The organism is Paenibacillus sp. 1-8 (assembly GCF_056316205.1).
In genome coordinates, this window is record NZ_CM149995.1 from 2190378 (window position 1) to 2215176 (window position 24799).

Genomic DNA, 24799 nt, shown 5'->3' on the forward strand with positions numbered 1-24799 from the left:
TGTAAAAATCACAAGAGAATCTGCGGTGTGGTTGGCATATCCTGTAGAGGGGTGAGTATATGCCAAATTATAGTATTGTGGTGAGTTTGTCGGATCGTCGTCTCTATTTAAAAGATGGCGATCAGACTGTACTTAGTTATCCGGTCGGTATCGGTAAAATCGCTACACAGACACCGCACGGACAATTTACCATCATCAATAAACAGCCTAATCCCGGCGGCCCCTTCGGAGCGTTCTGGATGGGGCTGTCCAAGCCGCATTATGGCATCCACGGCACCAATGCGCCTTGGTCCATTGGCAAGCTGGTGTCGCATGGTTGCATACGTATGCAGAACAAGGATGTGCTGGAGCTTCAGGAAAAGGTTAGCATCGGCACGCCGGTCACCATACAGCCTTAGTGACCGACAAGTTGCAATACCCTGCAAGCTATGTGCTGTCCAATTATGATTTGGGTTGAACAGGGATACGGGCTTCAATCCGTTTGGAGCCCTCCTTGTCGTCTGCGGATTTAACTAGCGTGCCGGAAAGATGCTCTCCGCTTGCTCCATACACTCGTTTCGCATTCGCCCATATGTCTTCATTGGGCTCGAAAATGATAACCATGGTGTAACGATTAGCCAGGCTCGGTTTTTTGACCCTCATACTGAAAGAGCCGTCAGGCATGACTTTGGTTTGGTCGTCATAACCGAACTGCCAGCGTCCCGGGAAATCAATAGTGAGCTTGACATCTGACCCTTCCAGCAAATTACTGCGCGCATATACATGATAATAGTTGCCTTCCTGCTGCACATCCGGCTTGATCCACACTTTGGGGCTACCGTAATCCTTTGGTTTGTTCCAGACAGGCTTGACCAGCGGGGTGCTTTGTTCCTGCTCAGGATCAAACTCTGCGCCAATCCGGACTTCTTGCCGAAGCTGTTCCTTTTCTTCGTATTGATATACATAGGGGCCTTCCAATTGCTCACCACCGCTGCCGTAAAGATTGCGTATCGGGTCGTCTTGGTCGGACGGACGGAACAAAACCGTCAGATCCATGCTGCCCTGTATGCCTGGCCGTTGCAAACGAAGTACAAAGCTTCCGTCCTTTTGAACAGTTGCTTCGTCCGTGTATCCGGTGAGCAGGGAGTTTTTGACCGCGAGATTACCCTTAATCCGCGCTCCGGCGGGGAGGTTGGAGCGCCCTGTGACCTTTACGGTTTTCCTGTCTATACTTACGTAGCCTGATATTTCGACATAACTGCTGCCTTGTTGATGTACAGGGGTGCGATTGGCAGCTCGTTCATCCAGGGAGGACGTATTCTGGTTCGGATTCCCGGTAACAGTGTAGGCGCGGGCCTCAGCCTCATGTTGGGCCATACTGCGGGTAGAGGCTTTTTCCCTGCTACATGCAGACAGAATTGTCAGCAGCAACAAAGTGTATAAAAATATCCAGCCTATTTTAGGCAATCTTTGCTTTTCCATAGTTTCTGCTCGCTCCTTGTTCATAGCTTCCAGATTTAAAGCGGTCAATGCTTTGAAACTTTATGTATTTACCCTTTTTAAAGGTTATGTAATCCTGCCTGTTTTATCCAACAGGGTGCCTATTTGTTTAAACTACAAGCAGAATGGTTAAAAATGGATAACCTGATCATTCCCTTGGAAAGAAAGGGCAGCATGTTGTAAAGGAGCCTGAGTCATATGTCCATTGACCGTTTTATCCTGAAAAAGCTGGACAACTGCCGGGAAGAGCATACACGCGCTAATTTACTGGAACTGTTTAGAATACGAATTGAGAAGGCGCAGAAGATGGAACGTGGTGGTAAAAAAGGTTATCGCAGAAGAATACTATAAGCAGATTTCTATAAAATGATAGGTTCGGCTAGTTACATGTATCATGTTTCAAAGCCGCCGATACGGAGAGGGTGCTTAATCACTCCCTCCTTTTTGCTATGATTTCGGAACAAAAAAAAGTCCCTCTTAGTAGAGGGACAGTGCCAATGAATCATTTTCGCTAACGCTATGCAAGATGGCTTCACAACCGACAATTTCTATACTGATCAAAGAGTTAAGACATTTTTGAAGGGCACGCTTGCCTCTGGAGATTTTGTTCTCCAAAGTGTTGCTTAGAAGTTTTAGCGTTTTTTGTACAGGTTGTTTGTTTTCTTGGTTGAAGTATACGGGAATACGTTTGTTTTGAAATGTAATTAATGTTCTCACAAAAATCACCTCGCTTGAGTTATTTCATGGCTTTATTGTAGAGCCCGTTTCTTAAAATTACCTTAAAAACACCTTATAAAAACATAAAGGTCTGAAAAATTTACAAAGTGTTCACAATGCTCTGGCAAACAAATCGAATTTGGTTCTAACCTATCGACAAAATGACGTATATGCGAATTCTGCAAAACTCTGAAAATATAGTTTATTGATTCATATGACTCTTTTAAGATATAAAAATACAACTAAAGTCATGATTTGATAGCTCGTGTGGGTAGTTTGTAACAAATTGACAGCCTAATAGACGGATGCTACAGTTACGATAGCCATATTTTCATAGAAAATAGGCTCTTTGTGTGAGCTTTACTGTATATATTAAGGATCGGGAGGGATGACAGATGATCCTGACCGTGCTTTCGGGACGACAGGAAACAGAGTGGTTTGACATCGAGGTGGCTGATGAATACTCGGTGGATCATTTGAAGCTGATGCTGGGTGTGCGTATTTTTGGTGAGCCTCCGGCGGAAGGAATGCAATATATTATGGAAGCAAAATTCCCGGAGGGGCTTTGGTTCAGGGTGGATGACGACCAGCTGTTGATAGGAGCAGGCCTGCGGGAAGGCTGTACGGTGCGTATTCAGCGAGCTTTTTCGACAACCCGGGACGAAGCTCCTGTATATGGACGGCGTTCGCTGTTTCAAAGTGAAAAAAATGGGTAAATACACACATGAAATTATATGAAACCTTGGTAAAATGAAATAGTAAGCGAAAAGGGGGACTTTTGTCTTGAATGTATTATACCAGCGCTCCCCGAGATTAAGACCGGCGCTCCGAGAGGAGAAGCTGGAGATTTTACGGCCTCCGGCTGAGCCGAGCAAGCCGTCTTTTTCCATTATATCTATACTTATTCCGTTAATGATGACGTTGGTAACGATTGGTTTTTACGTATATATGAGCAAAACAGGCAAGATGGGCAACAGTAACTACCTGATGTTCCAGATGGTTACTGTGGTCATGATGCTTACATCCTATACCATTCCTTTTTTCGTGTATTTGAACAATAAGAAGGAATACAAGCGCAAGCTGGAGGAACGTGACCGGATGTACCGGGAACAGCTCCAGAAGCATCGGGAAGAGCTTGAATTGAAACGCGAAGAGCAAATTCGTACGTTGTATGAAATACACGGTGACCCGCAAATCTGCGCTCAAATCGTCAAAAACCGTAACAGCTCTCTCTGGGAGCGTTCGCCGGAGGATGAGGATTTTTTGCAAGTGCGTATTGGAACCGGACAAGTTCCGTTTCATATCAAGCTGCAAATCCCGCGCCCGGACGGCTATGACCGAGACCCGTTGCTGGGAGCTGCGGATGAATTGGGGGAAGAGTTTCGTCTGGTGGATGCTGCTTCCATTGCATTGCCGCTGTTCCAATCCAAGGTGGTTGGTTTGGTTGGAGAGCGAGAGCATACTCTTGCAGCATTAAGAGTGATTCTGGCACAGGTGACTGTCCGTCACTCGCCGGATGAAGTGAAAATCGCTTCCTTTTATGATGAACGGGAAGAAAATGAGTGGAATTGGATGCGTTGGCTTCCGCATGTGTGGGACGATGACAGAACTGGGCGGATGATGTCAGACCGCAGCAGCAGCGCCCATCAATTGGCCGACTTTCTGTTTGCCAGATTGAACCGCCGTAAAAACAACCGCAACGAACGTAATGGAAAAGGGATGGAAGTCCCGTGTTATGTGGTTGTTTTATCAGATAGCCAGCTAATTGAGGAAGAGCCGCTGCTTCCGTTGCTGTTGGAGGACGGACGGGCAATTGATGCGTGTACCATCGTGCTGGCCTCTCGCAAGGAAGCTTTGCCGATGCAGTGTCAGCTTATCGTGGAGGCTTCCAGGGAGCAGGGCGTATATGCTCGCAAATCGGAGTCACCGGAGGTTGAACAGCAAAGCTTTAAACCGGATCGTCTGTCGAGAGAGGAAGCAGATGCATTGGCACGATATATGGCTCCTATTCGCTTGAAGCGTTCCTCGGCTTCCGATATTCCCTCTGTGCTGCCTCTGTTCGATATGATGAGCGTAGCGGGTGTGGAAGAACTGGACGTGACAGAACGGTGGCGGCGCAATCGCCATCCTGATACCTTACCTGTACCCATGGGTGTGCGGGCAGGCGGCAAGAAGATCATGATTAATCTGCATGATAAAATCGAGCGTCAGGGACACGGTCCCCACGGCTTGATCGCGGGTACGACAGGTTCAGGGAAGAGTGAGGTTATTCAGTCCATCGTAGCCTCCCTTGCCGCTGAGTTTCACCCGCATGATCTTGCGTTTATGCTGATTGACTACAAGGGTGGCGGTATGTCCAATACGTTCGTTAATTTGCCGCATGTAGTAGGCACGATTACGAATTTGGACAATAACCTGATCGAACGCGCCAAAATTTCATTAAAAGCAGAACTGGTTCGCCGACAGAAAATATTAAACGATGCAGGCAATTTACAGCATATTGATGAATATTACAGATTGCTCCGGCAGCGGCACGCACAACCGCTGCCTCATCTGGTTATTATTATTGATGAATTTGCACAATTAAAACGGGATCAGCCCGAGTTCATGGATGAGCTGATCAGTATTGCTGCCATTGGGCGGACCTTGGGTGTCCATCTGATTTTGGCGACCCAAAAGCCTGCCGGCGTGGTGGACGATAAAATCTGGAGTAACTCCAGGTTCCGTATCTGCTTACGGGTGCAGAGCGAAGGCGACAGCCGTGATATGTTGAAAATACCGAATGCCGCGTGGATCACGAAGCCAGGACGAGGGTATTTTCAGGTCGGCAGTGATGAGGTGTTTGAAGAGATGCAGTTTGCCTGGAGCGGTGCGCCGTATGTAGGCAACAGCGATATTTCTTCTGCGCTGCCTGTGCATGAGGTTAGACTGAACGGCAAGCGTGAAGCGCTGCTGACTGGCGGCGAACGGGCAAGCTCAGGCTTAAAAGGAGAAGAAGCTCCCAAACAGCTCCAGATATTCATTGATTATATTGCAGAAGAAGCTGCCAAGGCAGGGATCGAACGGCTTCAGGGGCCGTGGCTTCCGCCGCTGCCTGAATTGCTGGATTTAACTGATTTGTCTCCATGCGCCGAAACGGACAGTCCAACAGCGCCTCAAGAGCTGAAGGCGGTCATGGGTCTGGTTGATGATTTGCCGAACCAGCGACAGGAGCCGATTTATGCATCGCTGGATCATGGTCATTGGGCAGTGTACGGTATGCCGGGCATGGGTAAAACAACCTTTTTGCAGACAATGCTGATGTCGATGGCTCAACGCTTTCATGCCAACCGTTGGAACGGTTATATCATTGATATGGGTCGAACGATGCGTGACTTTGGGGAACTCCCCCAGATCGGTGCTGTGATGATGGCAGAGGAGGACGACCGGATCAAGCGGTTGTTCCGTTATCTGTTCAAGCTGGTGGCTGTGCGCAAGGACATGATCTCCGAAGCTGGCGTCAAAACGATAAGCTCTTATCGACATTCTGCTGTTGAGGATGTGCCGCAAATTATCGTAGTCATTGACGGCTACCTTAATTTCCGTAATGCTTATCCAGATGAAAATGAGCTGCTGGAATCTCTTTTGCGTGAAGGTGGCAGTCTCGGCATTACATTTATTATTACAGCGAATCGGATTACTGATGTGTTTGAGAAGTTCCGCAGTAATATTCCGAACGCCGTTTCTTTTGAAATGTCTGACCCGAGTGATTATTATTATGCGGTAGGACGACCAGCCAAAACACCGGGGCCTTTAATTCCGGGCCGGGCTTTGGTTAAAGGGCATATCCCGCCGCTGGAGTTCCAGACGGCGTTGCCTTCACCCGGAGAAGATGAAACGGAACGTTCAGCACGGTTGCGCCGCAATATCGCGGGCATCGTGCAGGAATGGAAGGGCAAAAACGCCCCAGCCATTCTTCCGTTGCCTGAGCGAATCCAGTTGGCGGAACTGCTTCAGCAGTGGGACGGGACGAGCGGGCCTTCGGGCGCGCTTCCTTATGAGGTGCCTGTAGGGCTACAGAGCGACGATCTGGAGCCTTTCTTACTGAATCTCAAGGAAGGTCCTAATTTTATCGTGGGCAGTCCTATGGAGGGAGGGAAAACCTCTTTCCTCATGAGCTGGATCATTTCGCTGGCTTATTACACATCGCCGAGTCAATTGGAAGTCTATACGGTTGATACCCGCTATGGAGGCGGGGGATTATCGCGATTGCGACATCTTCCTCATGTCAAGGCTGCTGCTGAAAGCGAGGAAGAGCTTGGACCTTTGATACAGCAAATGTATGATATCGTTCAACAGCGGAACAAGGACGGAAATGATCCCGAATTGCTGCTGGTCATTGATGATGCGGATATGCTAAGCAAGCAATTGAACGATTTTACGATAAAGGATCAGCTTTCTGCCATTGTGCGGTTGGGACGTGATCGCAACGTGCATGTCGTGCTCTCGGGCGTGCCATCTGATTTCCCAACCTTTGGTGTGGACTGGTTTAATGATGTTAAGGCAAGTCAAAGCGGCATGCTTTTCGGAACACTGGATTCGAATGATTTATCGTTCTTTCGTATCCCCTATTCAGAAGCGAATGCCGCCGCTGGTGGCCTAAAAGTCCTGCCCCCTGGGCAGGGATACTACGTACGACGCAAATTTACCAGGGTAAAAGCGGCAATTCCCTTCTCAGAGCAAGTGAGCTGTGAGGATTGGATAACGAAAATTCGTGACCGATGGCATGTTGTAGTTTGAAGGGAGGTGGCTCATAATGTTAACGTTTCAAGCTTCCAAGCAGAAGTTAATAACCCTCAAGTCGAAGGAACTGTTTTTCCTGGCAGGCGTGTTGGGTTCTGACAGGCTGCTTGGAGTGGAAGATCCGTTTAAGGGCTATCTGGCAGAAGAGTTGGCGGAAGAGTGGGAGCAGGTAAAAGCCTCTCTTCTGGAAAAGGGTTATCTAAAGCGAGTAGATGAGGGTACTGAGTTGTCAATGCCCCCTACCGTTTTTTCGAGGGTTGCTATCGCGGGATTATCTAACCGGGCTTGCCGCATACGCTATGCGCGGGGCGGCAAGCAGTTCGAAGGTTACCTCCATTGCACGAACGAGCGTGTCGTGGAGCTAGTAAAATCCGTTGATGATCCCGATGAGTACCGCCTGTATGATCTGGGTAATGTGGAGAAGGCTTGCGAGACATTGATTGATAAAATGGGCTGGGTAGATCGGCTCGTGCCTGAATCTCCCGCGCTTATGTTCTCCAAGCAGGCATTTAATGAAATTTACAAGCAATCTGCAGGAGACAGTGTTTCTCAGCTTAACAGCAAACTGACCGAGGCGAGCGGAGATGCAGAAGGTTCTGCGAGACTTGCCCAGTCATTGAGTTCCCGTATAGCCGAAGGAGAACTGCAATTGCTGGTCTGGAGCGGCAGGGAGTGGGAATCACAGCGGGTTGCCTTTGTCCTGTGTCCAACGATGAACTGGATATTTCGTATGAGCTCTAATGGCAACGGAGATTGGCTTATTGCAGCCATGGCATCAAGAGATCAGTTTGTGGATTTATTATTGAATTGGTTGAGACAGTCAGCAGTGACAGAAGAAGTGACAGAAGAAGGGTGATGGATATGCGCATTCGAGTTGAACCGGATGTGCTTCGGGGGCTTAGCGGGCAGCTACAGCATGCGGCGGAGCAAATTCAACAGTTAACAGTAGGGTTGGAGCAGGCGTTACAATCGCTTGATTGGGATGTATCTGCACGTGAGTCGGTCTTGAATCATTGGATGCAGGCCAAACGGATGTCGGAGCAGATTCATGCTTATCTCCATACATCAGGGACACAACTGAATCGAAAGGCAGAACAGTTTCAGTCTGTTGACCACAACTATCATACGATTCTGTCATTTGCCAGCCAGCCATTAGGACGACCAGTCACGATGCTGGATTGGTCGAATCAGCAGTCACCGTCTATTTTGCCCGAGCAACCTTTGGAAGGAAGCGGTCCGATTTCGGACCCGCAGTCTGTCGTGCATGCCATTGCTGGTGTACAGTCGTCGGATGCAGGTACACTGAATCAGGATATTTTGAAACAGGCGTCTTCCAGCAATCCGAAGGAATGGTATTTTGCTGACCCGGCTATAGTTAGGGATCAGCCTGTCGCTTAGTAGATTCCCGGGACTCACATGCCTGGACATAAGGGTCCATATAAATTCAGTTCATGAAATCCTGATTTTTTGGGACTTATTAGGTACTAACTCTATTGATATTATACTGTTAGGTGCTGTTTTATAGTTAAAAAGTGGGGTTATTACAATTAGGACCTTCGCCTTTTGTAGGAAATTAAATAAACATAGTACAATTTGAACTAGTTAAACAAAACATTTAGTTATCATCAAGGAGGACTCATAATATGGCAGGACGCATTTTAATTACCCCGGAACAGGTTGATCAGGTAGCTAACCAATTTAAACAAAGTGGTGAGCAAAGCCAGCAGATCGTTTCCAGCTTGACACAGTCCATCTCAGGTATGGAAGGTCAATGGGAAGGTATGACCAAACAACGCTTCTTTCAAGAGTTTCAGGAAGCCAGCAAACAAATGCAAGCTTTCGTAACGACTTTGAACAGCATCAGCCAGGAACTGACGGCTATCGCTAACAAATTCCGTACTGTTGACCAAACGAAGTAAGATGCGTGATAGGCATCACCTTATAATATACCACTCTATGAAGAAGCAATATGGTTGAACCATTTCTTGTGGTTTGTACATTTGGTATAGTGGTTATCAGGAAAAACCGGGCGATCTTCGGACACCCGGTTTTCTTGCCATCCACAGATTGTATATAATAGGGTGAGGAAACTAGCATACTGAACGATGTAAGGAGAGGGATTTTCCATGTCTTTTCAACCGAATCCGGGAGACGAATTGATCATAAACGGCATAGCCTATGTGATTGGGCGACATCCTGTTGCACCCGGTTTGGCTTATGCTCAAGCAGGGCGGCAGGGGATCGTATACCAGTTGAAGGCCAAAAGCGGAGCGCCGCATGAGGCTAAAGCCCTTAAAGTGTTTTTTCCAAAGTTTCGTATCCCGGCCATGGTTTATCAATCTGAGCATATGGAAGCGTACGGGGATGTTCCCGGTTTGCAGGTATGCAAGCGTGATGTGCTCACTCCAGAAAGAAACGGAAGTCTGATCGCCGAGCAGCCTGATTTGCTGTATGCAGTGCTGATGCCATGGATTCATGGTACGACATGGTTCGATTGTCTCACAGCTCAGCAGCAGCTTGAGGCTTCCGATAGTCTGGCTTTAGCCAGAGCGCTGGCAGGGATCGGTTCAGCTATGGAGCAAAAAGGACTGGCGCACTGTGATTTATCTGCGCCGAATGTCATGCTTCCGTTTTTTTCTGAAGTGGAACTGCCTGAAGGCACATCAGCTGTGGAATTGGTCGATGTGGAACAAATGTACAGTACCAAAATGGATCGTCCGGATGCTCTATTGGCGGGTTCTCCGGGGTATGCGGCGCACCGTACCGTTCACAGCGGATTATGGAGCGCGTATGCGGATCGTTTTGCAGGGGCCGTTATTATCGGCGAAATGCTGGGATGGTCAGACCGTGTGGTGGTCGATAAAGCGTGGGGCGAAAGTTATTTTGACCAGCATGAAATGCAGACGCCTTGCGAACGTTATTATATTTTACGCAAGTCGCTGGAAGCCCGTTGGGGAAGCAAAGTGGTAGAACTGTTTAGCCGTGCCTGGGACAGTCAGGATCTGAGCAGTTGCCCTACCTTTGGTGAATGGCTGGTTGTACTCAATGCACTTACCGAGCAAGAGATTCCTGTTGAAGTAGAGATGGTGGAACCCGAGGCGACAGAGGCAGCAGCATTAGCTACTGGCGAGTCCGGGAAAGCTGCATCCTCCTTGGTTGCACCGCTCCAAGCGGAACAAGATGCGATACTGAATCAGGCGGCCCGGGAGCAAGGAGAGCGTGGGGTGACGGACAAGCTGTTCCGACAGGCGCGTGAACTGGAGAAGCAAAACAAGCCTGCTGCGGCCCTGGAGGTATATCGGTCGTTGTATCATTTTGTAGAAGACGGCAGTCCTCTGCATGTGGAGGTATCGGCTGCCATTATGGGGCTAGAGGAGCAGTTGAATCCCAAGCCGCCTGAGCAGCCGGGAAAATCAGCAGCATGGTACCGCTCCAAAAAGTTCATTGTGACAACGGCGGCGGCTGCCGTTCTGCTGGCTGTTGGCATCCCAGCCGTGAATATTCTGGCGGATCAGTCCAATCAGCGGCAAATCGAGGCAGCCAAGCAGGAAGAAGCCGCAAAGGCGGCGGAAGCGAAGCTGGCTGCCGAGCAGGAGGCCTCTCAAAAGGCACTGACGGAGAAGCAACGGCAGGAAGCTGGGCAGCAGGCCAAACAACAGGCTCTTGCTGCCCAAAAGCAGCAGGAAGAGCAGAAAAAACAACAGGCCCTTGTAGCTCAGCAGGTCAAATATGAAGCCTACCTTGCTCAAAAGGAACAAAACAAGCAGGCGGTCGCCAAGCTGGCAAAGCAGAAAGCGTATGATCAGCAGGCGAAGTACGAAACATATTTGGCTTGGAAAAAGAACCAGGCTGCCCGCGCAGCGCAGGAAGAGGCAGCACGTAAGGCGGCGGCAGAGGCGGAGCAAAAGCAAAAAGCATCAATTCATGCAAGTAACAAACAGAATGTTCTCCAGCTTATTTCCCTGTATAACAAGGCTTATGCCTCTCAGGAGGGCGGAAGCACGGCGAAGGCGAAGGGTTTTGCCAATCGTTTTAGAGCATTGTACGAAAGTAATTCTTCCTATTATCGTTCGGTAGGCGAAGTCGGGTATCGGGCTTCCTCTATCTATAACTTTTTAAGCGATACGAATTTTAGACTGCCTAAAATTTAATTTTTTCATATTTTCATATCTTGGATGAAGTGGCACAAGATGATAAAAGGTAACTGAGGGGAGCGTGTGCAAACGATGAATTATACCATACAGGCTTCTCAGCGTACCCCCGCCCTGATCATTTACCTGATTGACATTAGCGCGTCAATGAACATGCTCATGGAGGGGCGGCGGCGAATTGATGTTGTCTATGAAGCCATATCACTGGCGATCCGGCAGATGGTTTTCCGTTCGACTAAAGGAAATCGGCTGACTGCACGCTACCGGATTGCGATTTTGGCCTATAGTGACGACGTATATGATCTGCTCAACGGTGTGAAGGGGATTGATGAAATTGCGGCGATTGGCTCGTTGCCCGATTTGACACCCAAACGGTTTTCAGATTCGGCAAAAGCTTTCTTGCAAGCCGAACGTATTTTACAGGCGGAGCTGCCGGGGATGCAGGATTGCCCTGCGCCTTTGGTTTGTCATATGACAGATGGTGTTTCCACAGGTGATGATCCGGAACCGATTGCGAAGCGTATTATGAGCATGAGTGTACCGGACGGCAATGTACTGGTGGAAAATATATTTTTATCGGACAGACTTTTGGAAACGCCTATTCAGGACCCCCGCCGCTGGAAAGGTCTTACGCATAATACGCCGTTACAGGATGAACATGCTGTGAAATTGCGTAATATGTCTTCTGTACTTCCTGAAAGCTATCGGGAAATGCTGTTTGAGGCAGATTATCAGCTAGGTGAGGGAGCAGTTATGATGCTGCCCGGAACCTGTCCGGAACTGGTGTCCATCGGTTTTCAAATGTCGGCCGCAACGCCTGTACGGTAAGGAGGTAAACGCATGAATCCACTGCTGTCTCTGCTCCCCACGAGCAAAAGGAAGGGAATGAATGCACGGCTGACGCAGCATTTTTCCTACATAAGCTCTCAGACGGGCGATCAGCCACTATCGACTCATCATAGCCGCTTTATGTGCCGTTATGGTTACGGAAGGTCTGCCGAATCTGCCAGTATGGGTGAAAGTGGACAGGATTTCGCCGCAGTGCGTATTCATAAATCTGTCTGTTGTTTTGTTCTGTGTGATGGTGTCGGGCTTAGTTACCAGGGAGATTTTGCAGCCCGCTATCTGGGCTCCTCTTTGCTAGATTGGATGGTACAGGGGCAGGATCTGTCTGCTGATAAACTGGGACTGTACCTCGAACGCTTGGCAGGCACAGCTGCGGAGGAACTGGATCGGCAGCCTTTACATCATGAATCGGGTTTGATGCGTTCGGTGCTGGAGGATAAACGTCGTCAGGGAAGCCAGTCGATGTATATTTGCGGTAAAATCGAGCTACCGAAGCGCGGCACCCGCGGGCGTCTCAGACTTGCCTGGCAAGGAGATTCACGATTGCGGCTATGGAACGGTTCGGAGGAGATCAGCCAATTATTTGATCATACCTTCTCTACATCGGAACGCTGGTCCACAAGCCGTGGGCCGATTGGAGGTAAGCCTCATTGGTACGAAAGAAGCATACCCGCAGATATGTCGATGAGATTACAGGTATACAGTGACGGGTTATCCGATTTGGACCCTATTCGTGAGCCTGTCCCTGATGAGCAGATACAGGTTTTGCTGGATGCCTCCCATACCGGAGGGCTTGATGATGATGCTGCATTTATTGAATTGCAGTGGTAAACGGAATCAAAAAAGGACGTTATGCATCCATACTGATGGCTGTATAGCGTCCCTTTTTAATGAATACATAGAAAGAAACTAACGGTCAACAAGAAAGCAGAAGAAAAGATGCGATAATGGGTGTATAATTGGTCCTTTTCTCGAATATCGCAACGGAATAGCAAAAAATGCGCAAAAATGGTGATTATAAAGTATACCTTTTTGGGTAATCTTGTGATTATACAGGATACTGAAAGGGAGCGATACATATGAACTATACATTAGCAGGAAGCGCGCGCTTTGAAGGCAAAACGGCTTTGATCACAGGAGCCGGTTCTGGTATTGGCAAGGCAACAGCTATTCAAATGGCCAGAGAGGGAGCCAATGTCGCTCTTTTTGATGTGAGTAATGAACGGATTGTAGAGACGGAGAGAGAGATTAATGCCATACGTGAAGGCGCCGCTCGGGCTTTTGACGTGGATATTGCCGATCCGGTGCGTGTGGAAAAAGCCGTTTTGGAGGCAGTTGAACTGTTTGGCGGGCTGCATATCATTTTTGCCAATGCGGGGATTAACGGGGTTGTCGGACCGATTGAGGATTTGAGCATTGAGGATTGGCGGCAGACGCTGTCTACGAATCTGGATGGTACTTTCCTGACGGTGAAGTATACCGTGCCGCATTTGAAAAAAAACGGTGGCGGCAGCATTATCATTACCAGCTCTATTAATGGAAATCAGCGCTTTACCAGCTTTGGAATGTCAGCCTACAGTACGTCCAAGGCAGGCCAAACCGGATTTGCTAAAATGGCTGCGCTGGAGCTAGCCAAGTTTCGTATCCGTGTCAATGTGATCTATCCGGGAGCTATTTCGACGAATATTGATGAAACGACGGAAAAATCCGAAAGTTTAAAGCAGATTACCATCCCCGTTCAGTTTCCCGAAGGAGGGCAGCCATTGGCTGATGGGCCCGGTCAACCCGAGCAGGTAGCTGATTTGGTGACATTCTTGGCTTCCGATCATTCGCGCCACATTACCGGTGCACAAATTGTGATTGATGGGGCAGAGTCCTTATTGTTTTAGCACTAAAGAATTCTCTGTGAGGGAAAAATGTTTTGTGGATCCTGAATGTAATGTCTTGGTTAAGGTGCGAATGTGAAGCTCACATAAAAACCCCGGATCCTTCGCACCTCGAGATTTGTCGAAAAGGATTAGAATCCACTTTCTATAATAGAAGTCAAGGGTGGATTCAAGCTTTTTAAGCATCGTTTTTTGCGAAAATGTATGGAATTGATATCATTAGGGTATGAATTACTGCATTTTCGCTGTCGCACTCTATATGAGTGCGTGGATTGAAATAATTCAAGCTGCATACCATTGGACGGCAGAGTCATGTCGCACTCTATATGAGTGCGTGGATTGAAATATCAAGTCGTATGCCACGCAGCTTAATGCATTTCGAGTCGCACTCTATATGAGTGCGTGGATTGAAATCGCGAAGACAGCGGCAGAGGTCAAAGCCGAATATTATGTCGCACTCTATATGAGTGCGTGGATTGAAATTACTGGTGGATGATTGGATCGGCTACACTCTTCTAGACAGAAAAATTGTGGTCTAATATAGTAGACTACAGATGGACTCTAGAAGGAGCGAACGGACATGAATAAAAAGGAAAGACGTACCTTTAGCACTGAATTTAAAGCACAGATGGTTCAGCTCTATCAAAGTGGCAAACCACGCAAGGATATCATTCAAGAATATGATTTGAATCCTTCATCGTTAGATAAATGGGTGAAACAGAGTTCCACATCGGGATCCTTCAAAGAGAAAGACAACCGAACTCCAGAGGAATTAGAACTCATCGAACTTCGAAAACAGAACAAGCAACTGCTCATGGAGAATGATATTTTAAAGCAAGCCGCGCTGATCATAGGACGAAAGTAAATGTCATTCGCCAGAATAAACATAAATACTCGGTATCAGCAATGTGCGACGTCCTAAAACTCCCTAGAAGCACGTATTATTATGAAGAAAACAAAGTGGAAGTGACATCGAAGGATGAGCTTCCCTCCCTGATTATGGACATTTTTCAAAGCAGCCGCCAAAACTACGGTACGCGTAAGATTAAAAAAGAGCTGTATCAGCAGGGCCTTACGGTATCCAGGCGGAGAATTGGACGAATCATGAAGGAACTCGGGTTGGTTTCCTCGTATACAGTCGCCCAGTACAAGCCTCGTCCCACGAGCTGCAATGAAGCCAAGCAAGCGAATGTATTGGACCGAAAATTTGAACAAGAGCAGGCGTTATCTGTCGTCGTAAGCGATCTGACGTACGTCCGAGTGGGTTCATATTGGAACTACGTATGCTTCTTTGTAGATCTGTTTAACCGCGAGATTATCGGCTACAGTGCAGGACCCCATAAGGATGCCAAGCTGGTTTACCGTGCTTTGGCTTCAATTAAGGGCAACCTGAATGACATTCAGCTCTTCCACACCGACCGAGGCAATGAATTCAAGAATAAGCTCATTGACGATGCGCTGGAGGCTTTTCAGATTGAACGTTCTTTGAGCATGAAAGGCTGTCCCTATGACAATGCCGTTGCGGAAGCCACTTTTAAAATTTTCAAAACGGAGTTTGTAAAGAAACGTCATTTTGAAAGTCTTGCTGAGCTAACCACAGAATTACATGACTATGTACACTGGTTTAACCATATTCGGATTCACGGTTCTCTGGATTACTTGAGTCCGGCTGAGTTCAAGCAGAGGCACCACGAAAAAATTGTCTAGTTTAGTGTTGACAATCCAACAAGAATACTAAGGGCTTCCGACTTTATACGCGGAATGTCCTGTCGCTCAATCCCAACTCTCCACAATGCGGGGGTTGTTTGTATAGCATTCAAAACCCGTGTGAAATCTTTTCCTTGGGTCTATCAAATTTTAATCCTCTAGCTCGTGTCACCATGTCCTTTTTGGACAACTTATGCCAAACGTAGTTTTTCCGCATGAGTTGCAAAAAAATGTTGACAGTTGTTAATTTTTGGACAAAAATAGTAATTGATCTTTAAAATTATGGAATTTTTATGTGGAGGGTGGTTATGATTTGAAGCATACACCTACGGTTTTAGCGGAGTTTGAAGATTATCTAAAGCAAAACGAATTGACTTTAGCCCAGTTTGCGGAATGTTCAGGTGTTTATCAAAGAACACTTAGTAATTGGGTTATTCAACATCGTCCTGTTTCCGTACAACAGCTTGACCGAATCACGTTGGCCATGGGATTATCGGAGGGTTATTTTTACGAACTATACATAGAAAATTACATCATAGACCTTTCCCCGAATTGGCGGCGAATCGAGCCACTATTATATCGTTGTGCGGAGCTGGACAAGCTGGATGCGATCCGTCGAATGGTTGGACATATTATGGACAATCCGTTGTATTCGCCCAGACTATTTGACATTGCGGAAGCGATATTTGCACAGGGACGACATGCTGCTGCGTTGCTACTCTATGAGAATGTAGCAGAAGTGGAAAAATATCAACATTCTGAACGCTTGGCAATCTGTCAATATCGTATATTCACGATTCAGGTTGGAGATGATCAAAGCCTCAATCTCAGGGCAGCTACACTATTTGAGGCTTTTGTTGAGCGCCTAGATGAAATTAATCAGCTTGATGCATTGAAGGATTTGGCGAATGTGTATCGTTCTTTGCGTGAATGGGACAGGCTGGATGCAACAGCTAAAAAAATGAGAGATAAAGCGGAAATTCAATATACGATGAAACACCAGCAGAAGATGCGAAAGCGTGAGGAACCTGATAAGAAGCTGAGTCGCCCCCTGTTTGTGTACATCAGTTATGCCGATTTACTGTGTGCCAGTGTCTGTGAAGCCCAAGGCGATTATGAGCAAGCTCTACAATATACATACGCCTATGCTGATTTGGATTGGGTCAAAGAGACTGATGAGGATACCCAACACTGGGTTAACTTGTTCAAAGATTGGGCAGAAGGAAATACTTACGTATACAAGCTTTTGTCGGGCGATTTAAGTACGCTACACAATTATGTTAAATATATTATGTCATCGCCAGATAACACTGAAAAAGAAATGGTTGCCAATCTGATAAATATTATAATGGCAGCTAATCAATATCAGATAGATGTGGATGACATACTTCTGCGTTTTGAAACGGAGGTTGATTCTATCACCCAACAGCAATCATCTGCTGATATGTATACCCATCAAGTGGTACCAGAACAAACAACGCGTTTTAAATATGAACTGGCTAAATATTACTTGAATAGAGGTAGCTACTCACATGGCTTTAAATACTTACTGGACGTTTTATCTAAATCTTTAGCCATTAACAAAGAAGACTTTTTTATTAGATGCATTAGGTTATTTGAGCAATTTAAAGAATTCTCAGACCTTAAAGCTTATGTAAAGTATGAAAGTTTAGTTAATGAAGGGCGAACGGAAAGATTATTTTATTATTAGTAGTAATAAGCTGAACTAAAAAATGTACATGGAAAACGAAGTAGGCGGAATGGTGCTGTGCAAGCGAAGCGGTCGCTTTTGTCCCCGAATTTCTACCCTTATCCTAAGCTTTATTCGAGAAATTCGGGGGCGGTGGCGATGGGAAGCACCATCCGACTGCGCAGTGGCACAATTGGGTAACTTTTAAGTTCAGCTTGAAGGAGTTCCATATCATTTACCAAATGAACATAGATCGACATAAAGTGCCTCTGGAATGTTCCGGAAGCACTTTTTTTGTTGAGTGAATCATTAAATAATCCAAAAGTTGACGGTTTACATTAGGATATGACACAGAAGGGGGAATCATGCTGATGAATCAAGGTGTGACTTTACTTCGTGTCGAGCGGGCTAGAAAAAGACTGTACCAACTCCAGAAAAAATACGGATTTTTAACGCATCCCAAAGTGATTGAACAATCCAAGAAACTGGATAATCTATTGAATCAATACCAAACGTGCAAATCAAAATCTTAACGAACTGATAATTAGAGCAAAACTTAACCTGGAGGTAATAAAGTTGAATAAACGCAATGCTGTAACCCCTTTTGGGTGGAAAATCAAACAAAAGCTGGTTGAGAAACAAATTGACCAGAAAACATTTTGTGAGACATATCATATACCACCTAGCCGATTGTCCAATCTTATTCACGGAACACGTAAGGCCAAAAGACATAGAACGCAAGTATCCCATTTGCTAGGAATTGAAGAATAATCCCCCTCTTTTCTCCATGAATGCAGGACATCTTCAGAAGATTTATGCTACAGTGACGAAGGACCCCACTTTTATGATCCAATATGGTTGTACATATGCTTATACGGAGTTGAGTTGATCTATGGGAATGTTCTCCAGAATGGCCGAGCAAAAAATTACCGAAGCGATGGCGAAAGGCGAGTTTGATGATTTGCAGGGAGCAGGCAAGCCGCTGATTATTGAGGATTTATCACATGTTCCAGAGGAGCTGCGTATGTCGTACAAGCTATTGAAAAATGCCGGCATTTTACCGGAGGAGCTTCAATTGCAGAAGGAATGCGTCCAGCTACGCGATTTGCTCCATGCTTGTCGTGAGGCGGGAGAGCAACAGCGCATTAGTCGCAAGCTCACTGAAAAATCGCTTCGTCTACGCATGCTGCTGGAGGAAAGAGGGCTGAACGCTTCGTCCGTATTTTATGAATATGAGCCGGCTGTGCGTAAGCGGTTGGAGGAATAGAGGCAGTGATTAACGTTGCAGTGCAGATAGTTTCTTGAGGAATTGCATCGTAAGAAGGACACGGATTCATTTGCCCTACCAGTGGCAGTCGGACGGAAAAGTAAAATACCTGTATAATAGATTCAGGATAAAGCACTGTAGGGTAGCGAGAAGTCCCTATTAGGCAAGCTTAACGTTCGTCATTCAAATCATAATAATTACAGGTAATGAAAAATTCATAATAATAAAGCAAATTCGTTGCTCGTATAGAAACAACACTTAGATTCTACGCATCTGCGTATCATTGGAGAGATTTCTTTGACAGATAAACAACTGCCTATCATTCAAATTATACCCGAGCTTAAAAATGCGCTGCAATCCCATCCGGCTGCCGTATTGATTGCACAGCCGGGCGCGGGCAAGACGACGGTTACGCCACTGGAACTGCTGCACGAGCCGTGGCTGGCGGGGCAAAAAATATTGATGCTGGAGCCAAGGCGGTTGGCGGCACGTGCAGCAGCGACACAAATGGCGAAAGCACTGGGAGAACAAACCGGGCAGACGGTGGGCTACCGGGTTCGCATGGATACAAAAGTAGGGCCTAATACGCGGGTTGAAGTGGTTACGGAGGGCGTGTTGACCCGGATGCTGCAAAATGATCAGGCGTTGGAGGGGATCGGCCTGATCATTTTTGATGAATTTCATGAACGTAGCCTGCATGCAGATTTGGGCTTGGCGCTTGCCCTGCAAAGTCAGGCGCTATTGCGGCCTGATTTAAAAATATTGATCATGTCTGCCACACTGGAGGCTGAGCCTGTGTGCCGTCTATTGGGGGACGCTCCATTGCTGGAATGTCCGGGCACGGTATTTCCGGTAGAGACGTTTCATTTATCCAAGCCTTCATCGACTTCATTAGAATCCTTTACGGCAGAGACGGTAGACAAGGCCCTTCATGCTCATGAAGGCGATCTGCTGGTATTTCTCCCGGGGGCCAGAGAAATTCATAGAACGGAACGTGAGCTGGCTTCAAGAAATTTGCCTGCACACGTCAAGGTTATTCCGCTGTACGGCAGTATGAAGCTGGAGCAGCAGGATGAGGCGATACGACCGTCGGCTTTGGGAAGCCGTAAGGTCGTATTGGCAACCTCTATTGCCGAGTCCAGCTTGACGATAGCCGGGATTACGGTAGTGATAGATAGCGGCTTGTCGCGGGAATCCGTATTTTCCGCGCGAACCGGCATGAGCCGTTTGACCACCGTTAAGGTGTCCAAGGCTTCCGCCGATCAGCGGCGCGGCCGGGCGGGCCGCCTTCAGCCGGGCGTGTGCTACCGGCTGTGGAGCGCGCAGGAACATGCCGCGCTCCCCGATGCCAGCCGCCCGGAAATCGCGGCGGCGGATCTGGCCCCGCTCGCGCTGGAGCTGGCCGCCTGGGGCGTCCGCGAGCCCGCCGAGCTGGCCTGGCTGGATGCCCCGCCTGAGGCGGCGTACCGCCAGGCCACGGGCCTGCTGCGTCAGCTCGGCTGCCTGGATGCCACAGCCGATGGCACGGCAGGCGGCATCACCGCGCACGGGCGCGAGGTGTCCGCCCTGGGCGCGCATCCGCGCCTCGGGCACATGCTGCTGCGCGCGGCCGCCCTCGGCCTGGCGCCGACCGCCAGCCGCCTTGCTGCGCTGCTGCAAGAGCGGGACCCGTTCCGCGCCCATGGCGGAACGGATTTGCGCCCGCGGCTGGACGCCATGCGCGAGGCGGCTCACGCCCGCAGCACGCACAGCCTGCTGCGGGCGGCAGACGATACGGTGATTCGCCGTATCGTGCAGGAGAGTCGGCAGCTACTTGCCACGCTGCCGAAAGCAGCCGCAGGGCAGGACGAGCCTGACGGCTCCGGGGCCTGCGGGCTGCTGCTGGCCTTTGCGTATCCGGACCGGATCGCGCAGGGCCGGGGGGATGGCCGCTTTCTGCTTAGCGGCGGCCGGGGTGCGCGACTCCGACAAGTGGAGTGGATGTCGCGTTCGTCCTATCTCGTCGCCGCCGAAGTGGACGACGAGGGAGCGGACGGTGCCATTCAGCTGGCGGCACCGATTGAACTGCAAGAGCTGATCGAGCATTGCAGCGAATTGCTGCTGGAGAAAGCGAACGTATACTGGGACAGCTCAGCGTCAGCAGTAAGAGCCCGTAAGGTATTACAATTGGGCTCGCTCGTTTTAAAGGAAACGTCCTTTGAGCGTCCTCCGACAGAGGAAATCGCTGCCGCCTTGATGCAGGGTGTCCGTGAACGTGGTCTAAAGCTGCTGTCCTGGAATCGGCAAACCCTCCAGTTGCAGGCGCGTTTAATTTTTATGCACTTTTCGGCACCCGAGGATTGGCCAGACAGCACCGAGCCAGCGTTACTGGATTCACTGGACTCGTGGCTGCTGCCTTTTGCCCTTGGAGCCAAAAATGTATCCGATCTGCAACGGCTGGACGGTGCTGCATTGCTGCTGGGCAGGCTGGATTGGGAACAGCGGCAGCAGCTTGAGCAGGAAGCACCGACGCATATCCGTGTGCCCAGCGGTTCCCGTATACCTGTCGATTATACGAATCCCGAGGCGCCTGCGCTGGCGGTGCGGTTACAAGAGTTGTTCGGCATGCGGGATACGCCGCGTATTGGACGCGGACGTGTGCCGATCGTACTGCATTTGCTGTCACCTGCGCAGCGACCTGTACAAGTGACTTCCGACTTGTCCAGCTTCTGGAGCGAGGCTTATTTTGAAGTCAAAAAGGATCTAAAGGGTAGATATCCCAAGCATTATTGGCCGGATGATCCACTGGAAGCCGTGGCGACGAACAGAACGAAGCCCAAGCGTTGAACAGCAGCTTTTTTATGCGAATGACTGGTTTGAAATGAAGTTCTGTTTTCATTCATCTACTTTTGAATTTTCGTAAAATCGTTTAAACGTCAGGACAGCCGGGTAATGAAGGACGAACCACTCAACACCAAAATATTGGGAGGTAACTACCATGGCTAATAACGTAAACGATTATAACGAAAAGAAAATTGTCGGTGTTTTTGATACAGAACAGGAAGCATCTCGTGCGATTGGACAATTGCAGAGCAGAGGAATTCCAAGCAGCGAAATTTCTGTCATCACACGTGACCGTGACGAGTTGAGGACGATTAGTGAAGAGACAGGCACCAAAGCACCGGAGGGTGTGGCGACAGGTGCAGCTACAGGCGGCGTTGTAGGCGGGGTCGCTGGCTTGCTGGCAGGCATCGGGGCTTTGGCTATTCCGGGCATCGGACCTATTCTCGCGGCTGGACCTATCGCGGCTACCCTTACTGGAGCGGCTGTTGGAGCGGGAGCAGGTGGCTTGGTCGGTGGACTGGTCGGGCTGGGCATTCCGGAAGATGATGCGCGTCAATACGAGACCTACGTCGATCAGGGCAAGATTTTAGTGCTGGTGGATTCCGCTGATCATCACAGGGATGTGTATGATATTTTCCGTACCAACCGTTCTCTGAATGCGGATCGTTACAGAACGTATGATGATACGGTAGCGGATACCCGGACAGATGCGTACACAGATACCAGAAGGAACCTGTAACTTTATAGCTTACGCTTACAGCAGCAGTCTCCCCGAAAGGGAAGGCTGCTGCTTTTCAATATGTACACTCGTTAAATAAACTAAAGAACATTGAAGCTTTGCTTGCCACTGGCACGTTTATCCCTCTATATATTTTTACAGAATTGTCGTTATAATAGACTTATATATTTCTAGACATAACAGGAGAGTGACATGAGTCAAAAAGAGAGAATTTCCGAAGTCGCTTTGCTGAGAGGGCTGGCGTTTGCCGCCGTTGTTCTTCAGCATTCCGTCGCACATTATGCGGTTGCGCAGGGGGCGCGCATCCAGGACGGAGCTTTGATGACACTTTTACTGCTGTGTTCTAAATTTGCAGTTCCCGTGTTTGTGTTTATCACCGGGATGGTGTTATTTTACAATTATGATGGAGCTTTAAAGTACGGAACGTTTTTACGTAAAAGGTTCATGGATATCATTGTTCCTTATATCATATGGTCTCTTTTATACGAATTGGGAAATCAGCTAGTCCAAAGTGGAGGGCATCTTCACCCGCTAGATTTTTTCCAGAAGCTATTGAACGGGAAAAGCAGCTATCATCTGTGGTATATCGTTATGATTATCCAGTGCTATGTGCTATTTCCAGTGTTTCGTTATGCTGTCCGCCGTTTGTCAGCGTTATTGCCGTCAACATGGCGACCCGCTGCATTGGCTGGAGTCGGCGTGCTGTACATCATGCTCATGTTCGCGGTGGGGCCGATGTACCGATTGATGGATGGGCTCCAGCTTCCGGTGGTTACTTCCTGGTTCACCATCTATGCTGACCGTAATGTGATTTACTTTTTCTTTTATTTTGTGCTAGGGGCGGCAGCCGGGATGAACGTCAAGCGCTGGAATGCTTGGGTAACCAAGGCGCAGATCGTATATTGGCCGCTATTTATTGTGATTACAGGCTACTTGCTGTATGAGATGATTGGTCTGTTTCAGACGCCGAGAGGCACGGTTTTTTCCTTTAACTATTTGTCTCTGCTGCGTCCAGTCATGGCTGTATATTGTGTCACGTCTATTTTTGTGGCTTATCGTGTAGCGACGTGGATTGCTCATAAGGGCGGACGTGCGGCGGGGTTGCTGACTGCCATCGGAACCTTGTCCTATGGAGCGTATCTGATGCACGCCTTTATGCTGCGTGTGACGTACTATTTTGACGAGACGTTGTTTGCAGACTGGAGCCATGTTCTTCGTACGCTGGCTTCGTTCGTTCTCTGTATGGCTTTTTCCGTTGCCGGCACATGGCTGCTGGCTCGTTTGCCTCTGGGAAAATGGATAGTGGGGCTTCGAGTTCGTCCCCGCCCGGCCGAAGGCCCGCCAGCCTTGCAAAAGCAAGCCTGATTTGGTATGCATACTGTTAGACTTGGACGTGTCTTTTCATTTAAGGTGAATCTATATCATTATAGGGGTGTTGCTAAATGAGTGGTCCAGATCCAGGAAGCGTTTTCCCGATGAAAAATATTAGAAGTCTGTGTTTTTTGAAAAATGTAGTGGTTAATCCACATATCGAAATTGGGGATTATACCTATTATGACGACCAACATCATCCTCTGGATTTTGAAAAAAACGTCCTTTACCATTTTGATTTTATAGGGGACAAATTAAAGATCGGTAAGTTTTGCGCAATTGCAACCCGGGCCAAATTTATTATGAATGGCGCAAATCACAATACAAATGCGTTTACCACTTTTCCTTTTGGGGCGTTTGGTGGAGAGTGGGCAGTTGGTTTACCCAATTTAAGTGGAGGTTTCAAAGGGGATACCGTGGTTGGGAACGATGTTTGGATAGGTTACAATGCTACCATTATGCCTGGAGTTCATATAGGAGATGGAGCGATCATTGCGTCCAATGCCGTGGTGACTAAAGATGTTCTGCCTTATTCAATTGTAGGGGGAAATCCGGCAACATTAATTCGTTATCGGTTTGACGAGGAAACTATTGAAATACTCAAAACACTAGAATGGTGGAACTGGGATATCCAAAAAATAACAGAATGTATTCCTGTTTTAACAAGTAACGATACGGATGCCTTAAAGAAATTAAGTAAGTCTTCGTAGTCTGTAATTCTATTTTTTTAGTTTTTATTATATTATTTCAGTATATGAAAAATTCATAATAGAAAAAGACAGAATCACCGACCGCCACTTCGCCAACTAGCTCGCAACGCTTCATTTTATATCTCCCGCCAACTTCAAACAGGTCACAAGGGAGAGCTTGAAAATCCCCCCTATCATTAGTGTATGGGCGCTGAGTGGTTTATAATGGAAGGTAAGATATAAGACTATGGTGTGGAGAGGAGGCCGTGAAATGGCGTTTATGATATCCCAGCGGGCTTTTATCAAAATTTATCTGATCACAATGGTGGAGAAGCATCGCGGTTATGGATATCAGATGCTCGAATCGATGAAGGATGAGTTTAGTGGCTTTGGATATGCTCCGCCTCAGAGTGAGGTCTATCGGGCGCTGCACGAGTTGGTGCAGGAGGGCGTTTTTTACCGTACCAAACGGTTAAAAGGAACAGATCCCCGCGTAGATTTTCAGGAAATTGTACTCTATCATTTTACAGATGATGGGGAGGAGAAGGCGCGACTATACAAGAAGCAGGTCAAAACCGATTTGGACCGTTGCTTAGGTATGCTGCACAAAGCGGAGCAAGACAACTATTCCTGACCACGAAAGGATGAGAAT

23 protein-coding genes are annotated in these 24799 nt (G+C 47.9%); 21 read left to right on the forward strand and 2 right to left on the reverse strand.

Annotated elements, in window-relative coordinates; all coding sequences use genetic code 11:
* The first annotated feature begins 59 nt into the window (after nucleotides 1-59).
* Nucleotides 60-398, forward strand: coding sequence for a L,D-transpeptidase (locus tag AC0WRU_RS10260; RefSeq protein ID WP_431089324.1), 339 nt, complete (start codon nucleotides 60-62; stop codon nucleotides 396-398).
* A 43-nt stretch (nucleotides 399-441) separates the two neighbouring features.
* Here the strand turns inward: AC0WRU_RS10260 and AC0WRU_RS10265 are convergent, their stop codons facing one another.
* Nucleotides 442-1461 (reverse strand): flagellar motor protein MotB, encoded by a 1020-nt coding sequence (locus AC0WRU_RS10265; protein WP_476128190.1) that lies wholly within the window; start codon nucleotides 1459-1461, stop codon nucleotides 442-444.
* Between the two features lie 216 nt (nucleotides 1462-1677).
* Between AC0WRU_RS10265 and AC0WRU_RS10270 the strand changes: the two genes are divergently transcribed.
* Nucleotides 1678-1830 (forward strand): hypothetical protein, encoded by a 153-nt coding sequence (locus AC0WRU_RS10270; RefSeq protein ID WP_162833918.1) that lies wholly within the window; start codon nucleotides 1678-1680, stop codon nucleotides 1828-1830.
* A gap of 126 nt (nucleotides 1831-1956) precedes the next feature.
* Here the strand turns inward: AC0WRU_RS10270 and AC0WRU_RS10275 are convergent, their stop codons facing one another.
* Nucleotides 1957-2196: a hypothetical protein gene (locus AC0WRU_RS10275; RefSeq protein WP_081473730.1), complete on the reverse strand. Its 240-nt coding sequence runs from the start codon at nucleotides 2194-2196 to the stop codon at nucleotides 1957-1959.
* A gap of 395 nt (nucleotides 2197-2591) precedes the next feature.
* Here AC0WRU_RS10275 and AC0WRU_RS10280 point away from each other — a divergent pair, with 395 nt between their 5' ends.
* From AC0WRU_RS10280 to AC0WRU_RS10370, 19 genes are all read left to right on the forward strand, one after another.
* Nucleotides 2592-2912, forward strand: coding sequence for a hypothetical protein (locus AC0WRU_RS10280; protein ID WP_025685030.1), 321 nt, complete (start codon nucleotides 2592-2594; stop codon nucleotides 2910-2912).
* A 67-nt stretch (nucleotides 2913-2979) separates the two neighbouring features.
* Nucleotides 2980-6975, forward strand: coding sequence for a type VII secretion protein EssC (essC, locus tag AC0WRU_RS10285; protein WP_476128191.1), 3996 nt, complete (start codon nucleotides 2980-2982; stop codon nucleotides 6973-6975).
* A 16-nt stretch (nucleotides 6976-6991) separates the two neighbouring features.
* Nucleotides 6992-7834 carry a hypothetical protein gene (locus AC0WRU_RS10290; protein ID WP_476128192.1) on the forward strand — a complete coding sequence of 281 codons (843 nt, stop codon included), beginning with the start codon at nucleotides 6992-6994 and terminating at the stop codon, nucleotides 7832-7834.
* A 5-nt stretch (nucleotides 7835-7839) separates the two neighbouring features.
* Entirely contained in the window at nucleotides 7840-8376 is a 537-nt protein-coding gene (locus tag AC0WRU_RS10295) for a WXG100 family type VII secretion target (protein WP_476128193.1), read from the forward strand.
* A 245-nt stretch (nucleotides 8377-8621) separates the two neighbouring features.
* Nucleotides 8622-8897, forward strand: coding sequence for a WXG100 family type VII secretion target (locus AC0WRU_RS10300; RefSeq protein WP_013309990.1), 276 nt, complete (start codon nucleotides 8622-8624; stop codon nucleotides 8895-8897).
* Nucleotides 8898-9104: 207 nt separating this feature from the next.
* On the forward strand, nucleotides 9105-11129 hold the full coding sequence (locus AC0WRU_RS10305; protein ID WP_476128194.1) for a hypothetical protein: 2025 nt from the start codon (nucleotides 9105-9107) through the stop codon (nucleotides 11127-11129).
* Nucleotides 11130-11204: 75 nt separating this feature from the next.
* Nucleotides 11205-11957 carry a vWA domain-containing protein gene (locus AC0WRU_RS10310; protein ID WP_025685035.1) on the forward strand — a complete coding sequence of 251 codons (753 nt, stop codon included), beginning with the start codon at nucleotides 11205-11207 and terminating at the stop codon, nucleotides 11955-11957.
* Nucleotides 11958-11969: 12 nt separating this feature from the next.
* Nucleotides 11970-12806 (forward strand): hypothetical protein, encoded by an 837-nt coding sequence (locus AC0WRU_RS10315; protein ID WP_476128195.1) that lies wholly within the window; start codon nucleotides 11970-11972, stop codon nucleotides 12804-12806.
* Between the two features lie 248 nt (nucleotides 12807-13054).
* Complete coding sequence (locus AC0WRU_RS10320; RefSeq protein WP_476128196.1) at nucleotides 13055-13864, forward strand: SDR family oxidoreductase; 810 nt, start codon at nucleotides 13055-13057, stop codon at nucleotides 13862-13864.
* A 577-nt stretch (nucleotides 13865-14441) separates the two neighbouring features.
* Nucleotides 14442-15568 (forward strand): IS3 family transposase gene (locus AC0WRU_RS10325; protein WP_476128197.1). Its coding sequence is split into 2 segments (ribosomal slippage): nucleotides 14442-14691 and nucleotides 14691-15568, totalling 1128 coding nucleotides; the frame shifts between segments, so codons are not numbered across the junction.
* A gap of 313 nt (nucleotides 15569-15881) precedes the next feature.
* The gene (locus AC0WRU_RS10330) at nucleotides 15882-17279 is read left to right on the forward strand and encodes a transcriptional regulator (RefSeq protein ID WP_476128198.1); all 1398 of its coding nucleotides are present in this window, start codon (nucleotides 15882-15884) and stop codon (nucleotides 17277-17279) included.
* A gap of 344 nt (nucleotides 17280-17623) precedes the next feature.
* Nucleotides 17624-17791: an aspartyl-phosphate phosphatase Spo0E family protein gene (locus AC0WRU_RS10335; protein WP_476128199.1), complete on the forward strand. Its 168-nt coding sequence runs from the start codon at nucleotides 17624-17626 to the stop codon at nucleotides 17789-17791.
* Nucleotides 17792-17834: 43 nt separating this feature from the next.
* A complete protein-coding gene (locus AC0WRU_RS10340; protein WP_476128200.1) occupies nucleotides 17835-18029 on the forward strand; it encodes an XRE family transcriptional regulator in 195 nt (64 codons plus the stop codon).
* 121 nt (nucleotides 18030-18150) lie between these two features.
* The gene (locus tag AC0WRU_RS10345; protein ID WP_476128201.1) at nucleotides 18151-18525 is read left to right on the forward strand and encodes a DnaJ family domain-containing protein; all 375 of its coding nucleotides are present in this window, start codon (nucleotides 18151-18153) and stop codon (nucleotides 18523-18525) included.
* 297 nt (nucleotides 18526-18822) lie between these two features.
* Complete coding sequence (gene hrpB, locus AC0WRU_RS10350) at nucleotides 18823-21351, forward strand: ATP-dependent helicase HrpB (protein WP_476128202.1); 2529 nt, start codon at nucleotides 18823-18825, stop codon at nucleotides 21349-21351.
* A 151-nt stretch (nucleotides 21352-21502) separates the two neighbouring features.
* Nucleotides 21503-22087, forward strand: a complete 585-nt coding sequence (locus AC0WRU_RS10355) for a general stress protein (RefSeq protein ID WP_134909975.1) — start codon at nucleotides 21503-21505, stop codon at nucleotides 22085-22087.
* Between the two features lie 192 nt (nucleotides 22088-22279).
* Entirely contained in the window at nucleotides 22280-23452 is a 1173-nt protein-coding gene (locus AC0WRU_RS10360) for an acyltransferase (protein ID WP_476128203.1), read from the forward strand.
* 77 nt (nucleotides 23453-23529) lie between these two features.
* Nucleotides 23530-24168: a CatB-related O-acetyltransferase gene (locus AC0WRU_RS10365; protein WP_476128204.1), complete on the forward strand. Its 639-nt coding sequence runs from the start codon at nucleotides 23530-23532 to the stop codon at nucleotides 24166-24168.
* 250 nt (nucleotides 24169-24418) lie between these two features.
* Nucleotides 24419-24781 carry a replication termination protein gene (locus tag AC0WRU_RS10370; RefSeq protein WP_476128205.1) on the forward strand — a complete coding sequence of 121 codons (363 nt, stop codon included), beginning with the start codon at nucleotides 24419-24421 and terminating at the stop codon, nucleotides 24779-24781.
* The last annotated feature ends 18 nt before the right edge of the window (nucleotides 24782-24799 follow it).

Bases quoted from the DNA above. Each gene is read 5' to 3' on its own strand.
- AC0WRU_RS10305 (WP_476128194.1), top strand. From the start codon at position 9,105: ATGTCTTTTCAACCGAATCCGGGAGACGAATTGATCATAAACGGCATA.
- AC0WRU_RS10295 (WP_476128193.1), top strand. From the start codon at position 7,840: ATGCGCATTCGAGTTGAACCGGATGTGCTTCGGGGGCTTAGCGGGCAG.
- AC0WRU_RS10360 (WP_476128203.1), top strand. From the start codon at position 22,280: ATGAGTCAAAAAGAGAGAATTTCCGAAGTCGCTTTGCTGAGAGGGCTG.
- AC0WRU_RS10365 (WP_476128204.1), top strand. From the start codon at position 23,530: ATGAGTGGTCCAGATCCAGGAAGCGTTTTCCCGATGAAAAATATTAGA.
- AC0WRU_RS10345 (WP_476128201.1), top strand. From the start codon at position 18,151: ATGGGAATGTTCTCCAGAATGGCCGAGCAAAAAATTACCGAAGCGATG.
- AC0WRU_RS10370 (WP_476128205.1), top strand. From the start codon at position 24,419: ATGGCGTTTATGATATCCCAGCGGGCTTTTATCAAAATTTATCTGATC.
- AC0WRU_RS10290 (WP_476128192.1), top strand. From the start codon at position 6,992: ATGTTAACGTTTCAAGCTTCCAAGCAGAAGTTAATAACCCTCAAGTCG.
- AC0WRU_RS10300 (WP_013309990.1), top strand. From the start codon at position 8,622: ATGGCAGGACGCATTTTAATTACCCCGGAACAGGTTGATCAGGTAGCT.
- AC0WRU_RS10335 (WP_476128199.1), top strand. From the start codon at position 17,624: ATGCTGATGAATCAAGGTGTGACTTTACTTCGTGTCGAGCGGGCTAGA.
- AC0WRU_RS10260 (WP_431089324.1), top strand. From the start codon at position 60: ATGCCAAATTATAGTATTGTGGTGAGTTTGTCGGATCGTCGTCTCTAT.
- AC0WRU_RS10355 (WP_134909975.1), top strand. From the start codon at position 21,503: ATGGCTAATAACGTAAACGATTATAACGAAAAGAAAATTGTCGGTGTT.
- AC0WRU_RS10280 (WP_025685030.1), top strand. From the start codon at position 2,592: ATGATCCTGACCGTGCTTTCGGGACGACAGGAAACAGAGTGGTTTGAC.
- AC0WRU_RS10270 (WP_162833918.1), top strand. From the start codon at position 1,678: ATGTCCATTGACCGTTTTATCCTGAAAAAGCTGGACAACTGCCGGGAA.
- AC0WRU_RS10310 (WP_025685035.1), top strand. From the start codon at position 11,205: ATGAATTATACCATACAGGCTTCTCAGCGTACCCCCGCCCTGATCATT.
- AC0WRU_RS10265 (WP_476128190.1), bottom strand. From the start codon at position 1,461: ATGGAAAAGCAAAGATTGCCTAAAATAGGCTGGATATTTTTATACACT.
- AC0WRU_RS10315 (WP_476128195.1), top strand. From the start codon at position 11,970: ATGAATCCACTGCTGTCTCTGCTCCCCACGAGCAAAAGGAAGGGAATG.
- AC0WRU_RS10320 (WP_476128196.1), top strand. From the start codon at position 13,055: ATGAACTATACATTAGCAGGAAGCGCGCGCTTTGAAGGCAAAACGGCT.